Genomic DNA, 23,689 nt, shown 5'->3' with positions numbered 1-23,689 from the left:
CGTGCGTTATTCGCCGATGGAAGCTTTGTAGCCGGCGGCATCCAGCAGCTTGTCCAACTCAGCCGGATTGCTTGGCTTGAGCTTGAAGATCCATGCCGCGTACGGGTCGGAGTTCAGCAGTTCAGGGCTACCGCTCAATTCCTCATTGACGGCAGTCACTTCACCTGCGATCGGGGCGTAGATATCCGAAGCCGCTTTCACCGACTCAACCACCCCAGCCTGGCCACCGGCCGCGAACGTGGCGCCCACCTCAGCCAACTCAACAAACACCACATCCCCCAACGCTTCCTGGGCGTGATCGGAAATACCGACGGTCACCGTGCCGTCAGCTTCCAAACGGGCCCATTCATGACTCTCGGCAAAACGCAGGTCGGCTGGGATATTGCTCATTGTCTGTGTCCTCAAGAAGAAATGTCAGCGGCCATTGGCCCGCCGGAATAGTTAGATCAAGGTTTTGCCATGACGTACAAAGGTCGGTTTGACCACTCGAACCGGGTACCACTTGCCGCGGATTTCCACTTCGGCCCGGTCGGCGGTTGCCTTCGGTACACGCGCCAGGGCAATGGATTTGCTCAGCGTAGGAGAGAAACTACCACTGGTGATCTCCCCTTCGCCAACATTGGCGATACGAACCACCTGATGAGCGCGTAAAACCCCACGTTCTTCCAGCACCAGCCCCACCAATTTGAACTGCACACCCGCCGCCTGCTCTGCTTCCAGCGCGGCGCGACCGATGAAATTGCGCTCGGCCGGCTCCCAGGCGATGCTCCAAGCCATATTGGCTGCCAGCGGCGAAACGTCTTGGTGGATGTCCTGGCCATAGAGGTTCATACCGGCCTCAAGGCGCAACGTGTCACGAGCGCCCAGGCCGATGGGCGAGATGCCGGCCCCAACCAGATCGTTGAAAAAACCCGGTGCCTGATCGGCAGGCAGCACAATTTCCAGGCCGTCTTCGCCGGTGTAACCCGTGCGGGCGATAAACCAATCGCCATCGGCCTGGCCTTCGAAAGGCTTGAGTTGATGAATCAAGGCGCCACGCGACTGAGTGACCAGCTCGGCAATTTTATGCCGGGCTTGGGGGCCTTGGATGGCGAGCATCGCCAGTTCCGGCCGTTCACGCAGTTGCGCTTGGTACTCGCCCAGTTGCGCCTGCATCCAGGCCATGTCCTGGTCACGGGTGGCGGCGTTGACCACCAGCCGGTAACCGGTTTCGGTGCGGTACACGATCATGTCGTCCACCACACCGCCCCGCTCGTTGAGCATGGCGCTGTACAACGCATGGCCGCAGCCATGCAAACGACCGACATCATTGGCCAGCAGGTGCTGGAGCCATTCCTTGGCCTGGGGGCCTGTGACATCGATCACGGTCATATGAGATACATCGAACACCCCGCAGTCGCGTCGCACCTGATGGTGCTCTTCAACTTGCGAGCCGTAGTGCAAAGGCATATCCCAACCGCCAAAATCGACCATTTTCGCGCCGAGGGCGAGATGCAGGTCATACAGAGGCGTACGCTGTCCCATGGGTTTCTCCTTCCGGGCTTGGCGAAGGTGCGCAGCGTTGCCAAACGCGCTGGAAGCCTTGAACGACAAGGTCTGCAGTCACGCTAAGCGCGCCGATCCGAAGGATGGACCGCACCGAATGCCGCGCATTGTAGCCGCAAGCCGTAGGACTGGCACCTAACCGATTTGCCGAGCTGAACGACGGATCAGCCCGATGACCGGCAGCAGACCCACCAACACCAGCGTCAATGCCGGCAGAGAGGCCCGCGCCCACTCGCCCTCGCTGGTCATTTCAAACACGCGTACCGCCAGCGTGTCCCAGCCGAACGGGCGCATCAGCAGGGTGGCGGGCATTTCCTTGAGCACATCGACAAACACCAACAACGCCGCGCTCAAGGCGCCGGGAAGCAACAGCGGCAGATACACTTTGCAAAACAGTCGCGGACCACTCACACCCAGGCTGCGCGCAGCCTCCGGCAACGATGGACGGATTCGCGCCAGGCTGTTTTCCAGTGGCCCGAACGCAACCGCCAGGAAGCGCACCAGATACGCCAGCACCAACGCAGCGAGGCTACCGAGCAGCAACGGTCTGCCCGCACCGCCCAGCCAGCCAGACAGCGGCACCACCAGTTCGCGGTCCAGATAGCTGAAGGCCAACATGATCGACACCGCCAGCACCGACCCCGGCAAGGCATAGCCCACATTGGCCAGGCTGATCCCGGAACGAATCGCCCGAGTCGGCGACAGCCGGTTGGCGAAGGCCAGCACCAAAGCCACGCTCACAGTGATCAACGCGGCAATCGCGCCGAGATACAGGGTGTGGACGATCAAGCCGGCGTAGCGCTCATCCAGGTCGAAGCGGCCGCGTTGCCAGAACCAAGCCACCAGCTGCAGCATCGGAATCACAAACGCGCACGCAAATACCAGCCCGCACCAGGTACTCGCCGCCGCCGCTTTGAACCCTCGCAGGTGATACAGCGCCTTGCTCCGCGGCCGTTCATTGCTGGGGCGGCTGGCGCCTCGCGCGCGGCGCTCGCCGTAGAGCACCAGCATAACCACCAGCAGCAACAAGCTAGCCAGCTGGGCTGCGCTGGACAGGCTGAAAAATCCGTACCACGTCTTGTAGATGGCGGTGGTGAACGTATCGAAGTTGAACACCGAGACGGCGCCAAAATCCGCCAGGGTCTCCATCAGCGCCAGGGCCACACCCGCCCCGATGGCCGGTCGCGCCATGGGCAGCGCCACACGCCAGAACGCCTGCCAGGGCGATTGCCCCAGCACCCGCGCGGCTTCCATCAAGCCCTTGCCCTGGGCCAGGAACGCGGTGCGTGCCAATAGGTAGACATAGGGATAGAACACCAGCACCAACACGATGATTACGCCACTGGTGGAACGCACCCGGGGCAGGCGCAGGCCCGTACCGAACCACTCACGCAGCAGCGTCTGCACCGGACCCGAAAAGTCCAGCAAGCCGACAAAGACAAAAGCCAGCACATAAGCCGGAATGGCGAAAGGCAACATCAATGCCCAGTCGAGCCAGCGCCGTCCGGGAAATTCGCAGAGACTGGTCAGCCAGGCCAGGCTGACCCCCAGCAGCGTCACGCCCACGCCCACACCCAGCACCAGCGTGAGGGTATTGCCCAGCAGGCGTGGCATCTGGGTATCCCAGAGGTGAGACCAGATTTGCGCATCGATGCTTTGCCAGGACAACACCAGCACGCTCAGCGGCAGCAGCACCAGGGCGGCGACGGTGAAGACCGGCAGGTACCAGCGGCGTTGGGCGGGGTGGGCCAAAGGGGGGCTCTCGGTAATGAATATCTTGAAATCACCGCAACCCAATGTGGGAGGGGGCTTGCCCCCGATGGCAGCGGATCAGTCACTGATCAGTAGACTGACACTCTGACATCGGGGGCAAGCCCCCTCCCACAGTTAGATCTGCGGCGTCCTACAAATTGTACTTAGTTCCAGCCGGCGCGATCCATCAACCGAATGGCTTCTGCCTGACGTTTACCGGCGACTTCCACCGGCAGGGTATCCGCAACGAACTTACCCCAGGTCGCCACTTCGGCCGACGGCGGCACTGCCGGGTTGGCCGGGAACTCCTGGTTCACGTCGGCGAAGATCTTCTGTGCTTCAGGGGTGGTCATCCACTCCACCAGGGCCTTGGCGGCGTCCGGATATGGCGCGTACTTGGTCAGGCCGATGCCAGACAGGTTCACATGCACGCCTCGGTCGCCCTGGTTGGGCCAGAACAGTTTTACCGGCAGGTCAGGCTTCTGTTTGTGCAGACGGCCGTAGTAGTAGGTGTTGACGATGCCTACATCGCACTGGCCCGCATTGATGGCCTCCAACACGGCGATGTCATCGGAGAACACGTCGGTAGACAGGTTATTGACCCAGCCCTTGATGATTTCTTCGGTCTTGGCCGCGCCATGGGTTTCGATCAGGGTCGCGGTCAGGGACTGGTTGTAGACCTTTTTCGCCGTGCGCAGGCACAGGCGGCCTTCCCACTGCTTGTCTGCCAGGGCTTCGTACGTGGTCAGATCACTGGGTTTAACCCGGTCGGTGGAGTACGCGATGGTCCGCGCGCGCAGGCTCAAGCCGGTCCAGGAATGGGCCGATGAGCGGTATTGAAGGGGAATGTTCTTGTCGATCACCGGGGAGGTGAACGGTTGCAGGATGCCCATTTGCTCGGCTTGCCAGAGGTTGCCGGCGTCGACGGTGAGCAACAGGTCAGCGGTGGCGTTTTCACCCTCGGCCTTGATGCGCTGCATCAGCGGGGCTTCCTTGTCGGTGATGAACTTCACCTTCACGCCGGTCTTTTGGGTATAGGCGTCGAACACCGGCTTGATCAGTTCGTCGATGCGCGAGGAGTAGACCACCACCTCATCAGCGGCCTGCGCGGCGCAGGTGCCGACGAGCGTAAGTGCCAGGGCAGTCAGGAGGCGCTTGGGTACCAGCATAGGGGCGGTCTCTCATTTGCAAATAGAGGGCAAATGATAAGGACTCACATTTGGTACCTCAATCAATCGCTCGGTGGAGGCGTTACCAGATGTTGCACGACCCGTTCAGGGCCTGGCCAACTCCGGCAAGTCCCCGCTCAAGCCCAGGGCCTGACGCACGAACAGCGCTTTGGCTTCCGGCATCTGGTCGACCATTTTCAAGCCCGCATTGCGCAACCAGCGCAGCGGCAGTTGGTCGGCCTGGAACAACCGCTCGAATCCCTCCATCGAGGCCATCAGCGCCAGGTTATGCGGCATGCGGCGCCGCTCGTAGCGGCTCAGCACTTTCACATCCGCCAAGCGCTCACCACGCTCAGTGGCCGCCAGCAGCACTTCGGCCAGCACCGCCGCGTCGAGAAACCCCAGGTTCACGCCCTGCCCTGCCAGCGGATGGATGACGTGGGCGGCATCGCCAATCAGCGCCAGGCCTTCAGCCACGTAGCGTTTGGCATGGCGCTGGCGCAATGGCACGCACACCCGCGGGTCGGCGCTCACCACGCTGCCCAGGCGGCCTTCGAAGGCGCGCTCCAGTTCACGGCAGAAGCTGTCTTCATCCAATGCCATCAAGCGTTCGGCCTCAGTCGGCGTGGTCGACCAGACAATCGAGCACCAATCCTGCTGGCCGTCACGCTCCAGCGGCAAAAACGCCAGGGGGCCGGTATCGGTAAAGCGCTGCCAGGCCGTGCGCTGGTGCGGCTGACTGCTGCGCACGCTGGTGACGATGGCGTGATGCAGGTAATCCCACTCACGGGTCGCGGTGCCGGTGAGGCGGCGCACGGCGGAGTTTGCTCCGTCGGCAGCCACCACCAGCGGCGCCCGCAGCGTGCGGCCATCGGCCAGGGTCAGCAGCCATTCATCGCCGGAACGCCGCATCTGCTCAAGTCGTGCATTGGCCAAAAGCCCGAGGTCGCAGTCGTGCAGGCGGTCGAGCAAGGCGTCCTGAACCACGCGGTTCTCGACGATATGCCCGAGCACCTCGGCGTGCACGCTGGCCGCCGAAAAGTGGATCTGCCCCGTGCCGCTGCCGTCCCACACCTGCATCTGGCCATAGGGGCTGGCGCGGCGCGAGGCGATGCCGTCCCACGCGCCCAGGCGTTCGAGGATGCGCTGGCTGGCGGCCGACAACGCGCTCACACGGGGTTCGAAGGCCGCGTCGCGGTCGAATGGCTTGACACTCAGCGGGCTGCCATCAAGCAGCAGCACCTGTAGCCCGCTGCCTTGCAACGCCAGCGCCAGGGCGCTTCCGACCATTCCGGCCCCGACAATCAGCACATCTGCGCGCATGTCCATGCTTTAAGCCTGTCTCGCTGGCGGCTTGCGCCGCACGTAAAGGGTTTTGTCGACTCGCGCCACCAGGGTGCCGGAGCCGTCATGAATCTGGACCTTGAGGTGGGGCAAGTATTTCTCGCCCCCTTCGGTCTGGCGACGCACCTCGTCGAGCAAGGTGTCGTCGATAAAAAACTCGGCATACACCGGGCCTTTACCCGGCGAGATGAAATCGATGCTGGCCGCTTTGTCCCAGACGATGTAATCGCGCCCCAGGTTCTCCATGAGCATCAGCATGTAGAACGGGTCGACCATCGAATACAGGCTGCCGCCGAATTGCGTTCCCACATAATTGCGGTTGTACCACCCCAGGCCCATGCGCACTTTGACATGCCGAAAATCGGCGCTCATGTGCTGCACGCTAATGCCCGCGCCCAGGTACGGCGGGTAAAGGGTCATGACCCAGCGCAACAGGCGCGCCTTGCCCAGGCGCTCGATCAGCCATTTACGCATCGGGGCGCGTACCCAGGCCCATGGCCTGACGGGCGAACCAGCGCTTGGCCGGCGGTAGAAGATCCAGGCCCAGCAGGCCCACATTGCGACCCAGCGCCACCAAGGGTTGCGCGCTGCCGAACAAGCGCGTGACCTGGTCGGAGAAGCCCACGGTAAGCTTCTGATCCATACGTTGGCGGTCACGATAGGCTTGCAGGGTCGCCAGATCGCCTGGCACGGCCGGCCCAGCCAGCAGCGCTTCGGCTAAAGCATGGGCGTCACGCAGGGACAGGTTGAAACCCTGCCCGGCAATCGGGTGCAGGCTGTGGGCGGCGTTGCCGATGATGGCCAGGTGCGAGCGCACTTGTTCTTCGGCTTCCACCAACGTCAGCGGATACAGATGACGCGCGCCAACCTGCTTGAGCGTGCCCAGGCGATAACCGAACACGGCCTGCAACTCGCTGAGGAAACTGCGCTCGTCAAGGTCGGCCAGGCGCTGGGCGTCCATGCCGACACGCGTCCACACCAGCGCGCAGCGGTTGTCGGGCAACGGCAGCAAAGCCATCGGACCATCATCGGTGAAGCGCTCGAAGGCTTCGCCGTTATGGGCTTCGCTAGGGGTGATATTGGCGATCAGCGCACTTTGGTTGTAGGGCCGGGTTTTCACGCCGACGCCCAGTTGCTCGCGCAAACCGGAACGGCCGCCATCGGCCAACACGGCCAAGTCGCACTCCAGCTCGGTTTCATCGTCGAGGGTCAGGCGATAGCCATCGGGCAGCGGCACCATGCGGGTGACTTGCGCGGGGCAGCGCCAGCTCACCACGTCGCTGTCCAGGCCTTGCCACAGGCACTGGCCCAGCCAGGCGTTCTCCACCACATAGCCCAAGGCCGGCACGCCCTCTTCCATGGCGGACAGGCGCGCGGTGGAAAAACGCCCACGGTCCGACACATGAATCTGCTTGATCGGCTCGGCGCGGCGGGCGATGGCCTGCCACAGGCCCAGGCGCTGGTAGATCTGCCGAGCGCCAAACGACAGCGCCGAGGAGCGCGCGTCGTAGCTGGGCTGGTAACTGTCGCCGGGGGCGAACGGTTCGATCAGCACGATCTTCCAACCGCGCGCCTTGGCCCCGGCCTGCAACGCCAGCGCCAGGCTGGCGCCCACCAAGCCGCCGCCGATAATCGCCAGGTTGACCCGGCTCATCGGGCCGCCGCCATCAATGCTTCGATATCGGCGACGGTCTTGGGCACGCCGCCGGTCAGGATTTCACAGCCTTGCTTGGTCACCACCACGTCGTCCTCGATGCGCACGCCAATGCCACGCCATTTCTTTGCCACGTTCTGGTTGTCCGGCGAAATATAAATCCCCGGTTCCACCGTCAGCGCCATGCCGACTTCCAGCACGCGCCACTCACCGCCCACTTTGTACTCGCCCACATCGTGTACATCCATGCCCAGCCAATGGCCGGCGCGGTGCATATAGAAAGCTTTGTACGCTTCGCTGGCGATCAATTCGTCGACATCGCCTTGCAGCAACCCCAGTTTCACCAGCCCGGCGGTGATCACCTGCACGGTGGCCTCATGGGCCTGGTTCCAATGCTTGTTGGGGGCGATCTGCGCAAACGCGGCCTCCTGGGAGGCCAGCACGATTTCATAGATCGCCTTCTGCTCCGGCGAAAACCGGCCATTGACCGGCCAGGTGCGGGTGATATCGCTGGCGTAGCAGTCGATTTCACAACCGGCGTCGATCAACACCAGATCGCCGTCCTTGAGCAGTGCGTCATTCTGCTGGTAGTGCAGGATGCAGCTGTTGCGACCAGCGGCGACGATAGACCCATAGGCCGGCATCTTTGCACCGCCCTTGCGGAACTCGTAGTCCAGCTCGGCTTCCAGGCTGAACTCGTACAAACCGGCGCGGCTGGCCTGCATCGCTCGCACATGGGCGGCGCAGGAAATCCGTGCAGCTTCGCGCATCACCTTCAGTTCCGCCGCCGATTTATACAGGCGCATGTCGTGGAGCAAATGATCCAGGGCAACAAATTCGTTCGGGGGCTGGGCACCCAGGTGGGCCTTGGAGCGGATCACGTTGATCCACTCCATCAAATGCCGGTCGAATTCGGCATTGCTGCCCATGGCCGAGTACACGCGGTCGCGACCCTCAATGAGGCCGGGCAGGATGTCGTCGATATCGGTGATGGGGAAGGCGTCGTCGGCGCCAAAGTCACGGACCGCGCCTTCAGTACCGGCGCGCAGGCCGTCCCACAGTTCGCGTTCGGCATTGCGCTCGCGGCAGAACAGCACGTACTCGCCATGTTGACGACCGGGCATCAGCACAATGACTGCTTCAGGTTCGGGGAAACCGCTCAGGTATTGGAAGTCGCTGTCCTGGCGGTAAACATGCTCCACATCGCGATTGCGGATAGCTACAGCGGCGGCTGGCAGGATCGCGATGCTGTTGGGTTCCATCTGCGCCATGAGCGCCTTGCGGCGTCGGGTGTATTCCGCTTTGGGGATATGGATCATGGGCAGATGGGCTTCCTTTCTCAGTGCAGCGACGGCTTGGGCGCGGCAGGTTCAGCGGATTTCTTGGTCTCGGTGAACAGCAGCAGCGGCGCGACGCGCAAGTATTCCATGACTTCCATGTAATCGCTTTCGCCGTCCTCGGACTCTTCCAGGGCGTCTTGCACCTGAGAGATGGCGGCCAGGTCCTGCAAGACTTCCTTGGCGTCGGTGCTCAGCTCCAGGCCGGCGGCGTTCACGCCGAAACCGTGGAGGAAGCCCTGGCACCATTGGCCCAGCGCTGCGGCGCGGTCGGCCAGCGGTGCGTCGTCAGTCGGCAGCAGCAGGACCACGGTGATGTCATCACCGGTCAGTTCGCCCTTGACCATTTCCTGCAAGCCGACCAGCGCATTGCGCACGTTATCTTCGGGCTCTTTTTCCAACAGTTCGGCCACATCGGCCAACCAGTTGTCGGGGTCGAAGCCGACACCGGTGCAACTGCGGCCCAACAGCACGCCGTGCAGTTCGGCCGGGGAGCAAGGGTGGCCGCTGGCGTTCAGCAGAGCGGAGAAAGCGTCGTATGGGGAATTCTTAATGGGCATGATGAGCTAGGCGCCAGGCGGCGCGATGTCTAGAATGAAGCGCTGTATCCTAGCACCGGCAGACGCACCCGACTATCAAGGGCGTCAGATCGTTTATCCTGCAGTTGCCATTCATCAGACAAATCCAGTGGAACCCAATGGAAGACACCGACCTGCAAGCGCTGATGGCCAGACTCGAGCTGCTAATTACTCGGGTCGAGCAACTTAAGAGTCAAAACAGACTCCTATTAGCTCAGGAAAAGACCTGGCGCGAGGAACGCGCTCACCTCATTGAAAAAAACGAAATCGCCCGGCGTAAGGTCGAATCGATGATTTCGCGCCTGAAGGCCCTGGAGCAAGACTCATGAGTTCAAGCAATAGCGTCACCGTGCAGATCCTGGATAAAGAGTATTCGATCATCTGCCCCCAGGAAGAGCGCAACAACCTGGTGAGCGCCGCCCGCTACCTGGATGGCAAGATGCGTGAAATCCGCAGCAGCGGCAAAGTCATCGGCGCCGACCGCATCGCTGTGATGGCTGCGCTGAACATTACCCATGACTTGTTGCACAAGCAGGAACGCCCGGACGTACAGGCCAGCGGCTCGACGCGCGAGCAAGTGCGTGACCTGCTGGAACGCGTGGATCTGGCGCTCGCCAGCGACTCGGATGCACCCAAGGGCTGATTGCCGCGTCTGTTTAAGGTATACTCGCCCTCACTCCCTGGCGTGTTTGCCAGTCGGCGATGTCCCTGAGCCGATTCGCACTACCCTGGAAGTTGCACGTTGGGCTGGTGTGCATGTCCGCTAGACGGAAAGCCTTAAAGCCTACTGCTTCTTCCACCTTGAACTTTCGGGTTCAAGGGCTAAGTCGACAGCGGCTCTGTCGGGGAGCCTGAATTCCCAAACTCAATGCCAGTCCCAGGACTGGCATTGTTTTATGAGCCGAAAAGCCATGACCGAAACTGCGCCGCTTTCCCGTCCGCAACTTCGACGCCTGTTGCGCAAGGCCCGCCGCGCCCTCACGCCGAGCGAGCAACGCCAGGCCGCTCAGGGCCTGTACCGGCAGCTGGCACAGCACCCGCTGTTTCGCCGAGCCAAACATATCTCCCTTTACCTGCCCACCGACGGTGAAATCGATCCGAGCCTGCTGCTGCGTGCTGCGCAGCGCCGGGGCAAAGCCACGTATCTGCCGGTGCTTAGCGCTTGGCCACGCACGAAGATGGTATTCCAGCGTGTGCGCCCCGGGGAAAAGCTGCTGCCCAATCGCTTTCGCATCCTGGAGCCACGGGTGAATATCCGCCGGCAACGCAAGGTGTGGGCGCTGGACCTGGTGCTGATGCCGCTGGTGGGATTCGACGATGAAGGTGGCCGCCTGGGCATGGGCGGGGGCTTCTATGACCGCAGCCTGGCGTACCTCGCACGCCGCCAGCGCTGGCGCAAGCCGACGTTGCTGGGCCTGGCCCATGAATGTCAGAAAGTCGATCGATTGGCGCAGGCAAGTTGGGATGTGCCGATGGCTGGCACGGTGACGAATAAGCAATGGTATATCGCAGAAGCGTCGCTGGAATCAGCGACGCCTTGAAGCCGTATTAACGCTTGTACTGTTGCTGCACTGGTGACAATTCAACTGGGGCATCGGCCTTGTTCGACCAAAGACTTTGCGCATACCCGGTGGTCACGACGCCCAGACCAAACAAAATAACCAATATCCATAGTAAATCCGGTTTACGTTGCATCGATTGCCCCCCTTCAGGCACCTCGTACACGATGACAACAACGTTCCAAAGTAGCCCGTTGCAGCTGAGTCAAGCTTAAAATCCCGGCATTTTGCGTTAACGTGAACCAACACGCAAACCTTGACGCCAACCGACTGTCGGTTTGTGCGGCAATTGCCCGACAACTTGCCCAATGCCTGTTTGAGGAGCCTAAAAATGGCCTATTGGCTGATGAAATCCGAGCCCGACGAACTGTCCATCAAGGGCCTGGAAAAACTCGGAAAAGCCCGCTGGGATGGCGTGCGTAACTACCAGGCACGTAACTTTCTGCGCGCCATGGCGGTGGGTGACGAATTCTTCTTTTACCATTCCAGCTGCCCCGAACCGGGCATCGCCGGCATCGGCAAAATCATTGAGGCGGCCTACCCGGACCCAACCGCACTGGAGCCCGACAGCCATTACTTCGACGCCAAGGCCAGCCCGGAGAAAAACCCGTGGAGCGCGATCACGGTCGCCCATGTCCAGACCTTCCCCAAGGTGCTGGGCCTGGGTTACCTGAAACAGCAGGCGGCACTCGCCGAACTGCCCCTGGTGCAAAAAGGCAGCCGCCTCTCGGTCATGCCGGTGACCGCCGAGCAATGGGCCGCCGTACTGGCACTGCGCTAGGCGCCAGAACCCTACAGTCACGCTCGCGACGCATGCGCTTGGGCCGCAATCGCGCTAGGCTTGCGCTTCATTTGACCGGTATCAACGCCCACAGCGGCAATACCGTCAAACTAGGACGCTAACGCCGCAGGATGCTTCCATGTCGACGAACCATCGCACCTCTCAGCTGTTTGCCACGCTCCTGATCGCATTGTTGCTCGCCGCCGGCGGGTTCGGTTACTGGAAATCCACTCAAGACCGCCTGCCCGAAGGCCTGAGCATGGGCAATGGTCGCCTGGAATCCACCGAAGTGCAGATCGCCGCCAAAATTCCCGGTCGCCTGGCCGAAGTGCGGGTGGACGAAGGCGACAAGGTGCTCAAGGGCCAATTGCTGGCGCGCATGGACACCCGCACGCTAGAGGCCCAGCGCGCCCAGGCCGAAGCCGAAGTGTTGCGCGCCAAGGAAAATCTCGCCGCCGCCGAAGCCAATGTGCAATTGCGCCAGAGCGAACAGTTGCTGGCCAACCAGGAACTCAAGCGCACCCAAGAGCTGTACAAGCGCGGCTTCGCCAGCAGCCAACTGATCGATCAGCAACAGGCGCGGCACAACACCGGCAATGCGGCCGTAGTCGCCGCACAGGCCCAGGTCAATTCGGCCAAGGCCGCCATCGGCGCCGCCCAGGCGCAGGTGGCCCAACTCAGCAGCGAAATCGATGACAGCAGCCTGCGCGCCCCCATCGACGGCATCATTCAACTGCGCCTGGCCGAGCCCGGTGAAGTGCTGGGTGCCGGTGGCCGCGTGTTGCTGCTGATCGATCCCGAAGATCAATACATGAACCTGTATTTGCCCGCGTCGGTGACCGGTCGCCTGACGGTGGGCAGCGACGCCCGCATCCTGCTCGATGCCCTGCCCCAGCAAGCGCTGCCGGCGAAAATCACCTTTGTCGCGGCCAAGTCCCAGTTCACCCCCAAAGAAGTGGAAACCCGCGATGAGCGGCAAAAACTGGTGTTCCGCGTCAAGCTGCGCCTGACCCAACCCAGCGCCGTGCCTCAAGCCAAACCCGGCATGCCGGGCGCAGGTTACGTGCGCACGGCCGACATAGACTGGCCGGCCAACCTGCAATGACCGGCCTGGCGCTGCACGCCACGGGGATCAACCACCGCTATGGCCAGCAACAGGCGCTGGTCGATATAGCCTTCAGCCTGCCCGCCGGCACGCGTTGCGGGCTGATTGGCCCGGACGGCGCGGGCAAATCCAGCCTGCTGGGCTTGATCGCCGGGGTTAAAAAGCTGCAGGACGGCCAGCTCGACGTACTCGGCGGCGCCATCACCGACCGCCGCCACCGCAACAGCTTGTACCCGCGCATCGCCTTCATGCCCCAGGGACTGGGCGGCAACCTGTACCCCGAGCTGTCCATCCGCGAAAACATTCGCTTCTTCGCCACTCTGTTCGGGTTGTCGAAGGCCGAGTGTGACCAGCGCATGCACAGCCTGCTGCTGGCCACCGACCTTGAACGCTTCGCCGAGCGCCCTGCCGGCAAGCTGTCCGGCGGGATGAAACAAAAGCTCGGCCTGTGCTGCGCGTTGATCCATGAACCTGACCTGCTGATCCTCGACGAGCCCACCACCGGTGTCGACCCGCTGTCGCGCCGACGTTTCTGGGAACTGGTCGAAACGGTGCGCGGCGAACGCCCGCAACTGACGCTACTGGTCGCCACCGCCTACATGGAGGAAGCCGAGCAGTTCGAACACTGCCTGATGCTTGATCGCGGCACGCTGATCGCCAATGGCTTGAGCCGTGAACTGGCCGCCGCCACTCCCAGCGGAAAATTGGATGAAGCGTTCACCCACTTTCAAGGCGACGGCGCTCACGACAAACCGCCGCTGGTGATTCCACCGAGGGAAAGCACCAGCGCCGACATCGCCATCGAGGCCCACGACTTGACCCTGCGCTTTGGCGACTTCACTGCGGTCAACAAGGTCAGTTTCGCGATTGGCCGAGGGGAAATCTTCGGTTTCCTCGGTTCCAACGGCTGCGGCAAGACCACCACCATGAAGGTCCTCACCGGGCTGATGCCCGCCACTGAAGGCAGCGCGAAACTGTTGGGCAAGACGGTGGACGCCAAAGACCTGGCCACCCGCAAGCGCGTGGGGTTCATGTCCCAGAGTTTTTCCCTGTATGGCGAGCTCAGCGTGCGCCAGAACCTGGCGCTGCACGCCCAACTGTTCGACTTGCCCAAGGCCGACAGCGGCCCGCGCATCGACGAACTGATCCAACGCTTCGAGTTGGGCGACGTGGCCGGGCAACCGTCGGGGGAGTTACCCCTGGGCCTGCGTCAGCGCCTGTCCCTGGCGGTCGCGGTGCTGCATCGCCCGGAAGTGCTGATCCTCGATGAGCCGACCTCCGGCGTCGACCCGGCCGCCCGGGATGATTTCTGGCGGTTGCTGATCGAGCTGTCCCGCGAGCAAGGGGTGACGATATTTCTGTCCACCCACTTCATGAACGAAGCCCAGCGCTGTGACCGCATCTCGTTGATGCACGCAGGCAAAGTGCTGGCCTGCGACACGCCGCACGCGCTGCAGCAACAATTCAAGGGCGAGACCCTGGAAGCCGCGTTCGTCACCTGCTTGGAGCAGGCTCAAGGCGAAGCCGAACCCGCCGCGCCGAGCCAAACCGTCAGCGAAGCCAGCGCACCGCCGCAGAGCAAGCGCGGCTTCAGCCTGGCGCGCCTGTTGGCGGTGGCCAGCCGTGAAGGCAAAGAGCTGTTGCGCGACAAAGTGCGCATGGCCTTCGCGCTGCTCGGGGCGATGTTCATGATGGTGATCTTTGGCTACGGCATTTCCCTGGATGTGGAAAACCTGGCGTTCGCCGTTTATGACCAGGACCAGACCCCGCAAAGTCGCGCCTACTTGGAAGCGTTTCGCAGCTCGCGCTATTTCGCCGAACGACCGCCCATTCAAGATGCGAACGAACTGCACCGGCGCCTGCAACGCTCGGAAATCAAACTGGCATTGGAAATCCCACCGGGCTTTGGCCGCGACCTGTACGCCGGGCGCCAACCCACGGTGGCCGCATGGCTCGACGGCGGCATGCCGTTCCGCGCGGAAACCAGCCGTAACTATGTCGAAGCCGTACACTTGGGCAACCTCCAGCAATTGGCCGAGCTGAGCAGCCTGCCGCGCGGCAGCCAGGGCGCCGCCAAACTCGAAACCCGCTTTCGCTACAACCAGGACGTCGTCAGCGTGAACGCCATCGGCCCTGGGGTGATGGCACTGATCCTGGCGTTTATCCCGGCCATGCTTACCGCGTTGGGCATCGTGCGGGAAAAAGAGCTGGGCTCGATCACTAATTTTTACGCAACACCCCTGACGCGCCTGGAGTTTCTGCTGGGCAAACAGGCGCCATACCTGGTGGTGAGTCTGGTCAACCTGGCCGTGCTGGTGGCCATGAACCGCTGGCTGTTTGGCGTGCCGTTCAAGGGCAGCGGCCTGACGCTGGCGTTCGGTGGGCTGCTGTATGTGCTGGCCACCACCAGCATGGGCCTGCTGATTTCTGCATTCACGCGCACCCAGATCGCGGCGATCCTCGGCACGATGATCATCACTAGCCTGCCGACCATCCAGTTCTCCGGGCTGATCGTGCCGCGCTCATCCCTGGAAGGCGCCGCAGCGCTGATGGGCATGCTGTTTCCGGCCGGGCACTTTTTGGATATCGCGGTGGGCACCTTTACCAAGGCTCTGGATCTGCGCCAGCTGTGGCCGCAATGCCTGGCGCTGTTCGGGTTCTTTGTCGGGTTCACCGGGTTGAGCTTGGTCATGCTCAAGAAGCAGGAGGTCTGATGCATAAGTTCGCGCACATCCTGCGCTTGGGCCTGAAAGAACTCACCAGCCTGCGCCACGACAGCGTATTGCTGCTGTTTCTGTTCTACGCGTTCACCGTGGCCATCTATATGCCCGCCGCCGGCTCAGTGATCGGTGTGCATAACGCCAGCGTGGCGCTGGTGGATGAAGACCACAGCGCCCTGTCCCGACAACTGGGCGAAGCACTGCAACCGCCGGAGTTCCAGACGCCAGCGCCGTTGCCTTACAACCTGTTGGACAAGGCCATGGACAGCGGCGAGTACACGTTCGTGATCAATGTGCCGGCCAATTTCCAGGCCGACTTGCTGGCCGGGCGCCAACCCAGCGTGCAGGTCAACGTGGATGCAACGGCCATGAGCCAGGCATTCATGGGTGCCGGTTACATTGGCAGGATTTTCCAGCGCGAATTGTTGAGCTACAGCGGCCAGGCCGATGCCGCCGCACAGACACCGGCGCTGCTGACCACCCGCTCGCTGTTCAACACCAACCTGGAAGGCGGCTGGTTTTTGGCAGTGATCCAGATCGTCAACAACATCACCATCCTGGCCATCGTGCTGACCGGCACCGCCCTGCTGCGCGAACGCGAACACGGCACGCTCGACCATTTGCTGGTGCTGCCCCTGACGGCGCTGGAAATCATGCTGGCAAAAATCTGGAGCAACATGCTGGTGGTGGTGCTGTGCACGTGGGTGTCGTTGGAAGTGGTGGTCAAAGGCTTGCTGGGTGTGCCGCTGGCAGGCTCATTGGGGTTGTTTCTGTTTGTGACGGCGTTGTACTTGTTCGCCAGTACGGCGCTGGGGATTTTCCTCGCCACCCTCGCCCGCTCGACCCCGCAATTCGGGCTGCTGGCGATTCCGGTGATCATCCCAATGCTGTTGCTATCCGGCGGCAGCACGCCTCTGGACAGCATGCCGGAGTGGCTGCAATGGGTGATGCAGGGCTCGCCGTCGACGCATTTTGTGAGTTTGAGCGCGGCGATTCTATTCCGCGATGCGGGGGTAAGCGTGGTATGGCCGGATTTGCTGGCGCTGGCAGGGATCGGCCTGCTGTTTTTCGCCGTGGCGCTGGCGCGGTTCAGGAAGAGCCTGGCGTCCTGAAACCGCACACCTGACGCGCTTACTGGATGATCAAGTTGTTGAACAACAGGTCTTCGACCATGGGCTTGCCGGTCTCGTCGTTCATCACTTGCTGGGTTTGCTTCAGGGCTTCCTGGCGCAGTTTTTCCTTGCCCTCCACGGTGCTCATCGCCTCGTTGGTCTGCTGGGTGAACAACGCCACCAGTTGATTGCGGATCAACGCGTCGTTGGCTTTAACGGCGGCGGCGGCTTCGGTGCCGGTCACGCGCAGGGCGATGTCGGCCTTGAACACCTTGAGTTTCGCCGTGCCATCCAGGCCGTAATTACCCACGAACGGCGGGCTCAAGCTGATATAGCTGACTTTCGGCGCCTCGCCCTCTTTGCCTTCCTTGGCTTCTTCGGCCTGTACTGCCATCGGCAGGATCAGGGCCAGCATCAACAGAATCCGCGCTTTCACAATTCATTCCTCACATTCGGTGCCCGGTAGCATAACGCTAGCAAGGCTGAGCACAAGCTTATGGCGACTTATCAGGCCGGGGCATGCTTGTTGACCCTGGGGCCTGCCCTCCTACACTTATCGGCCACGACGCCAAAAGGAATAGTCCGATGAAAGCTGTGCTGTGCAAAGCCTTCGGCCCCGCCGAAACCCTGGTGCTGGAAGATGTCGCCAGCCCGGCGATCAAGAAAAACGAAATCCTGCTGGACGTGCATGCTGCCGGGGTCAACTTCCCGGACACGCTGATTATCGAGGGCAAATATCAGTTCAAACCGCCCTTTCCGTTCTCGCCGGGGGGTGAAGCCGCAGGGGTGGTCAGCGAAGTCGGGGAGAAAGTCAGCCACCTGAAGGTCGGCGATCGGGTCATGGCCTTGACCGGCTGGGGCAGCTTTGCCGAACAGGTCGCAGTGCCGGGCTATAACGTGCTGCCGATCCCACCCAGCATGGATTTCAACACCGCCGCCGCGTTCAGCATGACCTACGGCACCTCAATGCACGCGCTCAAACAACGGGCCCACCTGCAACCCGGCGAAACCCTGCTGGTGCTCGGCGCCTCCGGTGGCGTGGGCCTGGCCGCGGTGGAAATCGGCAAAGCCATGGGCGCCCGGGTGATTGCTGCCGCCAGCAGCGCCGACAAGCTCGCAATCGCCAAGGCTGCGGGCGCCGACGAATTGATCAATTACAGCGAAGCCAGCCTGAAGGATGAGATCAAGCGCCTCACCGACGGCAATGGCGCGGATGTGATCTACGACCCAGTGGGCGGCGACCTGTTTGACCAGGCTATTCGCGCGATTGCCTGGAACGGCCGCCTGCTGGTGGTGGGGTTTGCCAGCGGACGCATTCCCGAGTTGCCGGTGAACCTGGCGCTGCTCAAGGGCGCGGCGGTGGTCGGCGTGTTCTGGGGCTCCTTCGCCCAGCGCCAGCCGCAGGATAACGCGGCGAATTTCCAGCAATTGTTTGGCTGGTATGCCGAGGGCAAGCTCAAGCCGCTGGTGTCGCAGGTGTACCCGCTGGAACAGGCGGCCCAGGCTATCAATGATCTTGGGCAGCGCAAGGCTGTCGGGAAGGTCGTCGTCCAGACCCGCTGATCGCCGTCTGAATGTGAGTAATGTGGGAGGGGCAATCCCCCCACATTTCCTAGAAAAGCCTAAAACGACATAAACCTGCCTATTTGCGGCATGTTCATAAAAGAACATGCAGTTACGCCGTTTTCCTGTGTTTGACCTCAAGAGGCGATGCTATTTTCGGTAACGAAACTGTAACATTCGCATCCGCAGTCAAAACAAGAAATCTGGAGCTCTTGAATGTTTGCTTTCTTTCGCCCTGCCGTGCACCAGGCGCCCCTGCCTGAAGAAAAAATCGACAGTACCTACCGACGTCTACGCTGGCAGATCTTCGCCGGCATTTTCTTCGGTTATGCCGGGTACTACCTGCTGCGCAAAAACTTCTCCCTGGCCATGCCCTACCTGATCGAAGACGGTTACAGCCGCGGCGAACTGGGCCTGGCGATGTCGGCTATCGCGATTGCCTACGGCCTGTCCAAGTTCCTGATGGGCCTGGTGTCCGACCGTTCCAACCCGCGCTACTTTCTGCCCTTTGGCCTGTTGGTCTCGGCGGGCGTGATGTTCATCTTCGGTTTCGCGCCTTGGGCGACGTCCAGCGTGACCATGATGTTCATATTGCTGTTCATCAATGGCTGGGCCCAGGGCATGGGTTGGCCGCCGAGCGGGCGCACCATGGTGCATTGGTGGTCGCAGAAAGAACGCGGCGGCGTGGTGTCGGTGTGGAACGTGGCGCACAACGTCGGCGGCGGCCTGATCGGCCCGCTGTTCTTGCTGGGCATGGCCTGGTTCAACGATTGGCACGCGGCATTCTACGTGCCTGCCACGGTGGCCTTGGCAGTGGCGGCGTTTGCGTTCATCACGATGCGTGACACCCCACAATCGGTGGGCCTGCCGCCTATCGAGCAATACAAGAACGACTATCCCGAAGGCTACAACGCCAGCCACGAAGACGAATTCAGCGCCAAGGAAATCTTCGTCAAATATGTGCTGCGCAACAAAATGCTCTGGTACATCGCCTTCGCCAACGTATTCGTCTACCTGCTGCGCTATGGCGTACTGGACTGGGCACCGACTTACCTCAAGGAAGCCAAACACTTCACGGTAGATAAATCCTCGTGGGCGTACTTCTTCTATGAGTGGGCGGGTATTCCGGGCACGCTGCTGTGCGGCTGGATGTCGGACAAAATCTTCCGTGGCAACCGTGGCCTGACCGGCATTGTGTTCATGGGCCTGGTGACCGTGGCGACGCTGGTGTACTGGCTCAACCCGCCGGGCAATCCGACGGTGGACATGATTGCGCTGGTCTCGATCGGCTTCCTGATCTATGGCCCGGTAATGCTGATCGGCCTGCAGGCGCTGGAGCTGGCACCGAAGAAAGCCGCCGGCACCGCCGCGGGTTTCACGGGTCTGTTCGGTTACCTGGGCGGCTCGGTGGCGGCAAGTGCGGCCATGGGCTACACCGTTGACCATTTCGGCTGGGACGGTGGCTTTGTGCTACTGATCGGCGCGTGCCTGCTGGCCATCGCATTCCTGATCCCGACCCTGTGGCACACCAACAGTGTCAGCTCGGCCCGTTAAGCGCCTGAGCATCCTTTTGCACACCGCTTGAGCCGCGCCTCCAGGTTTTTATCTGGCATGGCGTGGCTGCGCAGGGCGTTGACGGTCTGCTCGACATAATCGCGGGTCGTACCGTAACGCCCACTCGCGCTTTGCAGCACATGGTTAAGCACGATATCAGGCAAGTTGCCGGCGTAGCTGGGCAAATGCCGCTCCAACACAAACCCCAGCGCTTGCACCTGCGTGCCATCCTCCAACCGACAACTGAGCCAGTGCGGCCGGTACGAGGGATAGGGCATCTCGCGCTGCCACAAGGCATACAGCGAGGCTTCCAGCTGATCTTCCGGCAAGCGATAAGCAAACCCGCTGCATGACCCGCCGCGATCCAAACCGAATACCAACCCCGGCAATTCCGGCGTACCACGGTGCTCGTGAGACCACAAATACAGGCCACGGTGATATCCGTGGACCCGGGCCCGCACCCGCTCGGTCGACGAGCATTCCGGCCGCCAAATCAATGAACCATACGCAAATAGCCAGACCGGCCCACCCTTATGCCGGGCCATGGTGGCCTGCATGGAGCTCATTAACTGTTCGTGGGTAAGTTGCGGTCCCAGATCGAGCCGCGGAGGGTAAGCCAACTGCAGAAGATCGGTTTCAATGGCGGTCATGGCGAAAAGCGGTGCGCCTCCTGTGTAACCAGCTGTAAGCGACTTTAGCGCAATAAAACGCGCCGCAGGAACCGTTTAGGCCAAAAGTATGGGGTGTGCTGAACCTGCAGCCTTGGGGATATAGCTTAGGGATATCCACCGGGGACAATAAATACCGGAAGTGAATAAGCAGAGATATAAGGCCAACGGCCATTCGTCAGGATTGAAACCCATAATCCCGCTACTTTCAGCCCCGGTTCAGCCTGGGGCAAGTTCCTGCCGTCAAAATGATGTGCCGATCACGACCCACTAGCCGCCGCCCCCACCGACTACCGAGGTCGCCCTATGAAAAAATTTCGACTGCCAGGACTGTTGTTTCTGGCCCAGGCCACTACCGCACTGGCCGCCGAAGCGCCGCCTGGCGAAGACGACAAAGGTTTCTGGTATGCGCAGACCAGCGTCTACACCCGGCATTTCTCCCCCGACCCAGACCACAATAACCATCAGGACCTGATCGGCCTGGAACGCAATGAAGCCTCAGGATGGTTGTATGGCGGGGCTACCTTCCGCAACTCGTTCAGCCAGCGTTCGTACTACGTCTATGGGGGCAAACGCTATGACATGGCGGATTACCCGGTGTACGTAAAGCTGACCGGGGGCGCGCTTCAGGGCTATCGCGGCAAGTACCGCGACAAGATCCCATTGAACGGACTCGGCGTGGCGCCGGTGATCATTCCGTCGGTGGGCACCCATCACGGGCCGGTGGCGGCGGAGCTGGTGCTGTTGGGCTTCAACGCGGCAATGCTCACCGCGGGCGTGCGCTTCTAGGGTCGGGGGGCGTAGGCAAATACGTCAGCGCGCATCTGATGCGCGTCCATGCCGGCTTCGACCAGCGCATCCAACGTGCCATAGATCATCGCCGGTGAACCGCTGGCATAGACGTGCACGGCCTTCAGGTCGCGGATGTCTTCGCACACCGCTTCATGCAATAGCCCACAGCGCCCTTCCCAACCGCACAGGTCGCTGACGACCTTGTGCAGAAACAGGTTGGGCAGTTGCTGCCATTGCGTCCAATGCTCGATTTCGTAGAAGTCTTCCGGGCGGCGCACGCCCCAGTACAGGTGTACCGGGTGCTTGAAACCGGAGGCGCGGCAATGCTCGATCAGGCTGTGCATTTGCGCCATACCGGTGCCTGCGGCGATCAGCACAAGCGGGCCGTCGGGCAGCTCGGCCAGGTGAGTGTCGCCAAACGGCAGTTCCACACGCGCTATCTGATCACGCTGCAGTTGGGCCAGCAGGTTGCGTGCGCTGTCTTCACGGGCCAGTACATGCAGTTCCAGCTCACGCCCAGAATGGGGTGCCGAGGCCAGGGAAAACGCCGACTTTTCGCCGTTATCCCGTTCGATCATCAGGTATTGCCCGGCGTGGTAACGCACCGCCTTGCCGGCGGGCGCGCGCAGGCGCACACGCCACACATCGCCACCCACGTCGACGCACTCGCTCAATTGGCACGCCAACTTGCGCAGCGGCAGCTCGCCGGGGGCCAGCACGCCATCCCACAACACAACGCAGTCTTCCAGCGGCTCGGCGATGCAGGTGAAGAATTCACCGTGGTCACGCACTTCACCGGCTTGCTGCACGCGGCCTTCCACCAGCAAGGCGGCGCACACATGGCATACACCGTTGCGGCAGGCCTGGGGGCATTCATAACCCAGGCGACGGGCGCCTTCGAGAATCCGCTCGCCAGGGACCAGCTCCAGTACAGCACCGGAAGGTTGCAGGGTTACACGCATCAATCTATTCCCAATTCTTTCCAGATCGCATCGACACGCGCGGTCACGGCTGCATCCTTGACGATCACCCGGCCCCATTCGCGGGTGGTTTCACCCGGCCACTTATGGGTGGCATCCAGGCCCATCTTCGAGCCCAGGCCCGACACCGGCGACGCAAAGTCGAGATAGTCGATTGGCGTGTTATCGATCATCACCGTATCGCGCTTGGGGTCCATGCGCGTGGTGATGGCCCAGATCACGTCGTTCCAGTCCCGAGCGTTGATGTCGTCGTCGGTGACAATAACGAACTTGGTGTACATGAACTGTCGCAAAAACGACCACACACCCAGCATGACCCGCTTGGCATGGCCTGGGTACGACTTCTTCATAGTGACCACGGCCATGCGGTACGAGCAGCCTTCCGGCGGCAGGTAGAAATCGGTGATTTCAGGAAATTGCTTCTGCAGGATCGGCACGAACACTTCGTTGAGCGCCACGCCGAGGATGGCCGGCTCATCCGGCGGCCGGCCGGTGTAGGTGCTGTGGTAGATCGGCTTGATCCGATGAGTGATGCGTTCGACCGTGAACACCGGGAAGCTGTCGACTTCGTTGTAATAACCGGTGTGGTCGCCATAGGGGCCTTCATCGGCCATCTCGCCGGGATGAATCACACCTTCCAGGATGATTTCCGCGGTGGCCGGCACTTGCAGGTCGTTGCCGCGGCACTTGACCAGTTCGGTGCGGTTGCCACGCAACAGGCCGGCGAAGGCGTATTCGGAAAGGCTATCCGGCACCGGCGTTACGGCACCGAGGATGGTGGCCGGGTCGGCGCCCAAGGCCACGGAGACCGGGAACGGCTGGCCGGGGTGTTTTTCACACCACTCACGGAAGTCCAGAGCGCCGCCACGATGGCTCAGCCAACGCATGATCACTTTGTTGCGGCCGATCACTTGCTGGCGATAGATGCCCAGGTTCTGGCGATCCTTGTTCGGGCCTTTGGTGACGGTCAGGCCCCAGGTGATCAACGGGCCGACGTCGCCTGGCCAGCAGGTCTGCACCGGGAGCATGCCCAGGTCGACATCATCGCCTTCGATGACCACTTCCTGGCACACAGCGTCTTTGACCACTTTGGGCGCCATCGCAATGATCTTGCGGAAAATCGGCAGCTTGGACCAGGCATCCTTCAAGCCCTTGGGCGGCTCGGGCTCCTTGAGGAATGCCAGCAGCTTGCCGATTTCACGCAACTCGCTGACCGACTCGGCACCCATGCCAAACGCGACGCGCTCGGGCGTGCCGAACAGGTTGCCCAGCACCGGGATATCGAAGCCGGTCGGCTTTTCGAACAGCAGCGCCGGGCCCTTGTTACGCAGGGTGCGGTCGCAAATCTCAGTCATTTCCAGCACCGGGGAAATCGGCATCTGGATACGTTTCAACTCTCCGCGCTGCTCAAGTTGCTGCACGAAATCCCGAAGATCCTTGAATTTCATTAACCATGCCACCCGTAAAATAGGCGTA

24 protein-coding genes and 1 other RNA gene are annotated in these 23,689 nt (G+C 61.7%); 11 read left to right on the top strand and 14 right to left on the bottom strand.

Going from position 1 to position 23,689, the window contains the following annotated elements; genetic code table 11:
* Positions 1 to 6: 6 nt before the first annotated feature.
* The 9 genes from gcvH to ACFZPT_RS02000 all read right to left on the bottom strand — a co-directional run bounded on the left by gcvH (position 7) and on the right by ACFZPT_RS02000 (position 9,361).
* Entirely contained in the window at positions 7 to 390 is a 384-nt protein-coding gene (gcvH, locus tag ACFZPT_RS02040; protein ID WP_034101375.1) for a glycine cleavage system protein GcvH, read from the bottom strand.
* 51 nt (positions 391 to 441) lie between these two features.
* Complete coding sequence (gene gcvT, locus ACFZPT_RS02035; RefSeq protein ID WP_034101376.1) at positions 442 to 1,524, bottom strand: glycine cleavage system aminomethyltransferase GcvT; 1,083 nt, start codon at positions 1,522 to 1,524, stop codon at positions 442 to 444.
* A 156-nt stretch (positions 1,525 to 1,680) separates the two neighbouring features.
* Complete coding sequence (locus ACFZPT_RS02030; protein WP_034115416.1) at positions 1,681 to 3,297, bottom strand: iron ABC transporter permease; 1,617 nt, start codon at positions 3,295 to 3,297, stop codon at positions 1,681 to 1,683.
* 164 nt (positions 3,298 to 3,461) lie between these two features.
* Entirely contained in the window at positions 3,462 to 4,466 is a 1,005-nt protein-coding gene (locus ACFZPT_RS02025) for an extracellular solute-binding protein (protein ID WP_379554922.1), read from the bottom strand.
* 105 nt (positions 4,467 to 4,571) lie between these two features.
* Positions 4,572 to 5,789, bottom strand: coding sequence for a 2-octaprenyl-3-methyl-6-methoxy-1,4-benzoquinol hydroxylase (locus tag ACFZPT_RS02020; protein ID WP_167389870.1), 1,218 nt, complete (start codon positions 5,787 to 5,789; stop codon positions 4,572 to 4,574).
* 9 nt (positions 5,790 to 5,798) lie between these two features.
* On the bottom strand, positions 5,799 to 6,284 hold the full coding sequence (locus ACFZPT_RS02015) for a DUF4442 domain-containing protein (RefSeq protein ID WP_034101380.1): 486 nt from the start codon (positions 6,282 to 6,284) through the stop codon (positions 5,799 to 5,801).
* The gene (gene ubiH, locus ACFZPT_RS02010; protein ID WP_034101381.1) at positions 6,277 to 7,464 is read right to left on the bottom strand and encodes a 2-octaprenyl-6-methoxyphenyl hydroxylase; all 1,188 of its coding nucleotides are present in this window, start codon (positions 7,462 to 7,464) and stop codon (positions 6,277 to 6,279) included. Before ubiH ends, ACFZPT_RS02015 begins: the two co-directional genes overlap by 8 nt.
* Positions 7,461 to 8,783, bottom strand: a complete 1,323-nt coding sequence (gene pepP / locus ACFZPT_RS02005) for a Xaa-Pro aminopeptidase (RefSeq protein ID WP_034115419.1) — start codon at positions 8,781 to 8,783, stop codon at positions 7,461 to 7,463. The genes ubiH and pepP overlap by 4 nt, the downstream gene beginning before the upstream one ends.
* A gap of 20 nt (positions 8,784 to 8,803) precedes the next feature.
* Positions 8,804 to 9,361 carry a YecA family protein gene (locus ACFZPT_RS02000; RefSeq protein ID WP_034115420.1) on the bottom strand — a complete coding sequence of 186 codons (558 nt, stop codon included), beginning with the start codon at positions 9,359 to 9,361 and terminating at the stop codon, positions 8,804 to 8,806.
* A gap of 137 nt (positions 9,362 to 9,498) precedes the next feature.
* On the opposite strand from ACFZPT_RS02000, the gene ACFZPT_RS01995 reads away from it, so the two are divergent.
* From ACFZPT_RS01995 to ACFZPT_RS01980, 4 genes are all read left to right on the top strand, one after another.
* On the top strand, positions 9,499 to 9,708 hold the full coding sequence (locus tag ACFZPT_RS01995; protein WP_034101384.1) for a TIGR02449 family protein: 210 nt from the start codon (positions 9,499 to 9,501) through the stop codon (positions 9,706 to 9,708).
* A complete protein-coding gene (locus ACFZPT_RS01990; protein WP_034101385.1) occupies positions 9,705 to 10,022 on the top strand; it encodes a cell division protein ZapA in 318 nt (105 codons plus the stop codon). The genes ACFZPT_RS01995 and ACFZPT_RS01990 overlap by 4 nt, the downstream gene beginning before the upstream one ends.
* Positions 10,023 to 10,053: 31 nt before the next feature.
* A non-coding RNA gene (gene ssrS / locus ACFZPT_RS01985) (6S RNA) lies at positions 10,054 to 10,232 on the top strand.
* A 58-nt stretch (positions 10,233 to 10,290) separates the two neighbouring features.
* Positions 10,291 to 10,920, top strand: coding sequence for a 5-formyltetrahydrofolate cyclo-ligase (locus ACFZPT_RS01980; RefSeq protein ID WP_034101386.1), 630 nt, complete (start codon positions 10,291 to 10,293; stop codon positions 10,918 to 10,920).
* 7 nt (positions 10,921 to 10,927) lie between these two features.
* Here ACFZPT_RS01980 and ACFZPT_RS01975 read toward each other — a convergent pair whose 3' ends face one another.
* Positions 10,928 to 11,074: a hypothetical protein gene (locus tag ACFZPT_RS01975; protein ID WP_099312898.1), complete on the bottom strand. Its 147-nt coding sequence runs from the start codon at positions 11,072 to 11,074 to the stop codon at positions 10,928 to 10,930.
* 195 nt (positions 11,075 to 11,269) lie between these two features.
* On the opposite strand from ACFZPT_RS01975, the gene ACFZPT_RS01970 reads away from it, so the two are divergent.
* From ACFZPT_RS01970 to ACFZPT_RS01955, 4 genes are all read left to right on the top strand, one after another.
* Positions 11,270 to 11,719 (top strand): EVE domain-containing protein, encoded by a 450-nt coding sequence (locus ACFZPT_RS01970; RefSeq protein ID WP_034101387.1) that lies wholly within the window; start codon positions 11,270 to 11,272, stop codon positions 11,717 to 11,719.
* A 139-nt stretch (positions 11,720 to 11,858) separates the two neighbouring features.
* Complete coding sequence (locus ACFZPT_RS01965) at positions 11,859 to 12,824, top strand: HlyD family secretion protein (RefSeq protein ID WP_034101388.1); 966 nt, start codon at positions 11,859 to 11,861, stop codon at positions 12,822 to 12,824.
* Complete coding sequence (gene rbbA, locus ACFZPT_RS01960; RefSeq protein ID WP_034115421.1) at positions 12,821 to 15,538, top strand: ribosome-associated ATPase/putative transporter RbbA; 2,718 nt, start codon at positions 12,821 to 12,823, stop codon at positions 15,536 to 15,538. Before ACFZPT_RS01965 ends, rbbA begins: the two co-directional genes overlap by 4 nt.
* Positions 15,538 to 16,656 carry an ABC transporter permease gene (locus ACFZPT_RS01955; protein WP_034101390.1) on the top strand — a complete coding sequence of 373 codons (1,119 nt, stop codon included), beginning with the start codon at positions 15,538 to 15,540 and terminating at the stop codon, positions 16,654 to 16,656. The genes rbbA and ACFZPT_RS01955 overlap by 1 nt, the downstream gene beginning before the upstream one ends.
* A gap of 19 nt (positions 16,657 to 16,675) precedes the next feature.
* Here ACFZPT_RS01955 and ACFZPT_RS01950 read toward each other — a convergent pair whose 3' ends face one another.
* Positions 16,676 to 17,092, bottom strand: a complete 417-nt coding sequence (locus ACFZPT_RS01950) for a flagellar basal body-associated FliL family protein (RefSeq protein WP_034101391.1) — start codon at positions 17,090 to 17,092, stop codon at positions 16,676 to 16,678.
* A 149-nt stretch (positions 17,093 to 17,241) separates the two neighbouring features.
* Between ACFZPT_RS01950 and ACFZPT_RS01945 the strand changes: the two genes are divergently transcribed.
* Both ACFZPT_RS01945 and glpT read left to right on the top strand, forming a co-directional pair.
* On the top strand, positions 17,242 to 18,219 hold the full coding sequence (locus tag ACFZPT_RS01945; RefSeq protein ID WP_034101392.1) for an NADPH:quinone oxidoreductase family protein: 978 nt from the start codon (positions 17,242 to 17,244) through the stop codon (positions 18,217 to 18,219).
* 216 nt (positions 18,220 to 18,435) lie between these two features.
* A complete protein-coding gene (glpT, locus tag ACFZPT_RS01940; RefSeq protein WP_034101393.1) occupies positions 18,436 to 19,773 on the top strand; it encodes a glycerol-3-phosphate transporter in 1,338 nt (445 codons plus the stop codon).
* Here the strand turns inward: glpT and ACFZPT_RS01935 are convergent.
* The gene (locus tag ACFZPT_RS01935) at positions 19,770 to 20,423 is read right to left on the bottom strand and encodes a gamma-glutamylcyclotransferase (protein ID WP_034101394.1); all 654 of its coding nucleotides are present in this window, start codon (positions 20,421 to 20,423) and stop codon (positions 19,770 to 19,772) included. The two genes, glpT and ACFZPT_RS01935, sit on opposite strands and share 4 nt — an antisense overlap.
* A 324-nt stretch (positions 20,424 to 20,747) precedes the next feature.
* Here ACFZPT_RS01935 and ACFZPT_RS01930 point away from each other — a divergent pair, with 324 nt between their 5' ends.
* A complete protein-coding gene (locus tag ACFZPT_RS01930) occupies positions 20,748 to 21,230 on the top strand; it encodes a hypothetical protein (protein ID WP_034115422.1) in 483 nt (160 codons plus the stop codon).
* On the opposite strand, the gene ACFZPT_RS01925 is transcribed toward ACFZPT_RS01930, so the two are convergent.
* Positions 21,227 to 22,195: a CDP-6-deoxy-delta-3,4-glucoseen reductase gene (locus ACFZPT_RS01925; protein WP_034101396.1), complete on the bottom strand. Its 969-nt coding sequence runs from the start codon at positions 22,193 to 22,195 to the stop codon at positions 21,227 to 21,229. The two genes, ACFZPT_RS01930 and ACFZPT_RS01925, sit on opposite strands and share 4 nt — an antisense overlap.
* Positions 22,195 to 23,661, bottom strand: coding sequence for a 4-hydroxy-3-polyprenylbenzoate decarboxylase (ubiD, locus tag ACFZPT_RS01920; RefSeq protein ID WP_034101397.1), 1,467 nt, complete (start codon positions 23,659 to 23,661; stop codon positions 22,195 to 22,197). The genes ACFZPT_RS01925 and ubiD overlap by 1 nt, the downstream gene beginning before the upstream one ends.
* Positions 23,662 to 23,689: the final 28 nt, after the last annotated feature.

The sequence above is a fragment of the Pseudomonas sp. MD330_10 genome (assembly GCF_042610415.1).
GTDB lineage: Bacteria > Pseudomonadota > Gammaproteobacteria > Pseudomonadales > Pseudomonadaceae > Aquipseudomonas > Aquipseudomonas rhodesiae.
Note: the sequence above shows the minus strand (reverse complement) of the source record. Positions and strands in the feature narration are given on the sequence as shown.

Bases quoted from the DNA above. Each gene is read 5' to 3' on its own strand.
- ACFZPT_RS01945 (WP_034101392.1), top strand. From the start codon at position 17,242: ATGAAAGCTGTGCTGTGCAAAGCCTTCGGCCCCGCCGAAACCCTGGTG.
- ACFZPT_RS02000 (WP_034115420.1), bottom strand. From the start codon at position 9,361: ATGCCCATTAAGAATTCCCCATACGACGCTTTCTCCGCTCTGCTGAAC.
- ACFZPT_RS01930 (WP_034115422.1), top strand. From the start codon at position 20,748: ATGAAAAAATTTCGACTGCCAGGACTGTTGTTTCTGGCCCAGGCCACT.
- ACFZPT_RS01935 (WP_034101394.1), bottom strand. From the start codon at position 20,423: ATGACCGCCATTGAAACCGATCTTCTGCAGTTGGCTTACCCTCCGCGG.
- ACFZPT_RS02020 (WP_167389870.1), bottom strand. From the start codon at position 5,789: ATGCGCGCAGATGTGCTGATTGTCGGGGCCGGAATGGTCGGAAGCGCC.
- ACFZPT_RS01925 (WP_034101396.1), bottom strand. From the start codon at position 22,195: ATGCGTGTAACCCTGCAACCTTCCGGTGCTGTACTGGAGCTGGTCCCT.
- ACFZPT_RS01990 (WP_034101385.1), top strand. From the start codon at position 9,705: ATGAGTTCAAGCAATAGCGTCACCGTGCAGATCCTGGATAAAGAGTAT.
- ACFZPT_RS01995 (WP_034101384.1), top strand. From the start codon at position 9,499: ATGGAAGACACCGACCTGCAAGCGCTGATGGCCAGACTCGAGCTGCTA.
- ACFZPT_RS01965 (WP_034101388.1), top strand. From the start codon at position 11,859: ATGTCGACGAACCATCGCACCTCTCAGCTGTTTGCCACGCTCCTGATC.
- glpT (WP_034101393.1), top strand. From the start codon at position 18,436: ATGTTTGCTTTCTTTCGCCCTGCCGTGCACCAGGCGCCCCTGCCTGAA.
- gcvH (WP_034101375.1), bottom strand. From the start codon at position 390: ATGAGCAATATCCCAGCCGACCTGCGTTTTGCCGAGAGTCATGAATGG.
- rbbA (WP_034115421.1), top strand. From the start codon at position 12,821: ATGACCGGCCTGGCGCTGCACGCCACGGGGATCAACCACCGCTATGGC.
- ACFZPT_RS02015 (WP_034101380.1), bottom strand. From the start codon at position 6,284: ATGCGTAAATGGCTGATCGAGCGCCTGGGCAAGGCGCGCCTGTTGCGC.
- ACFZPT_RS01955 (WP_034101390.1), top strand. From the start codon at position 15,538: ATGCATAAGTTCGCGCACATCCTGCGCTTGGGCCTGAAAGAACTCACC.
- ubiD (WP_034101397.1), bottom strand. From the start codon at position 23,661: ATGAAATTCAAGGATCTTCGGGATTTCGTGCAGCAACTTGAGCAGCGC.
- pepP (WP_034115419.1), bottom strand. From the start codon at position 8,783: ATGATCCATATCCCCAAAGCGGAATACACCCGACGCCGCAAGGCGCTC.
- ACFZPT_RS01970 (WP_034101387.1), top strand. From the start codon at position 11,270: ATGGCCTATTGGCTGATGAAATCCGAGCCCGACGAACTGTCCATCAAG.
- ubiH (WP_034101381.1), bottom strand. From the start codon at position 7,464: ATGAGCCGGGTCAACCTGGCGATTATCGGCGGCGGCTTGGTGGGCGCC.
- gcvT (WP_034101376.1), bottom strand. From the start codon at position 1,524: ATGGGACAGCGTACGCCTCTGTATGACCTGCATCTCGCCCTCGGCGCG.
- ACFZPT_RS02025 (WP_379554922.1), bottom strand. From the start codon at position 4,466: ATGCTGGTACCCAAGCGCCTCCTGACTGCCCTGGCACTTACGCTCGTC.
- ACFZPT_RS01975 (WP_099312898.1), bottom strand. From the start codon at position 11,074: ATGCAACGTAAACCGGATTTACTATGGATATTGGTTATTTTGTTTGGT.
- ACFZPT_RS01980 (WP_034101386.1), top strand. From the start codon at position 10,291: ATGACCGAAACTGCGCCGCTTTCCCGTCCGCAACTTCGACGCCTGTTG.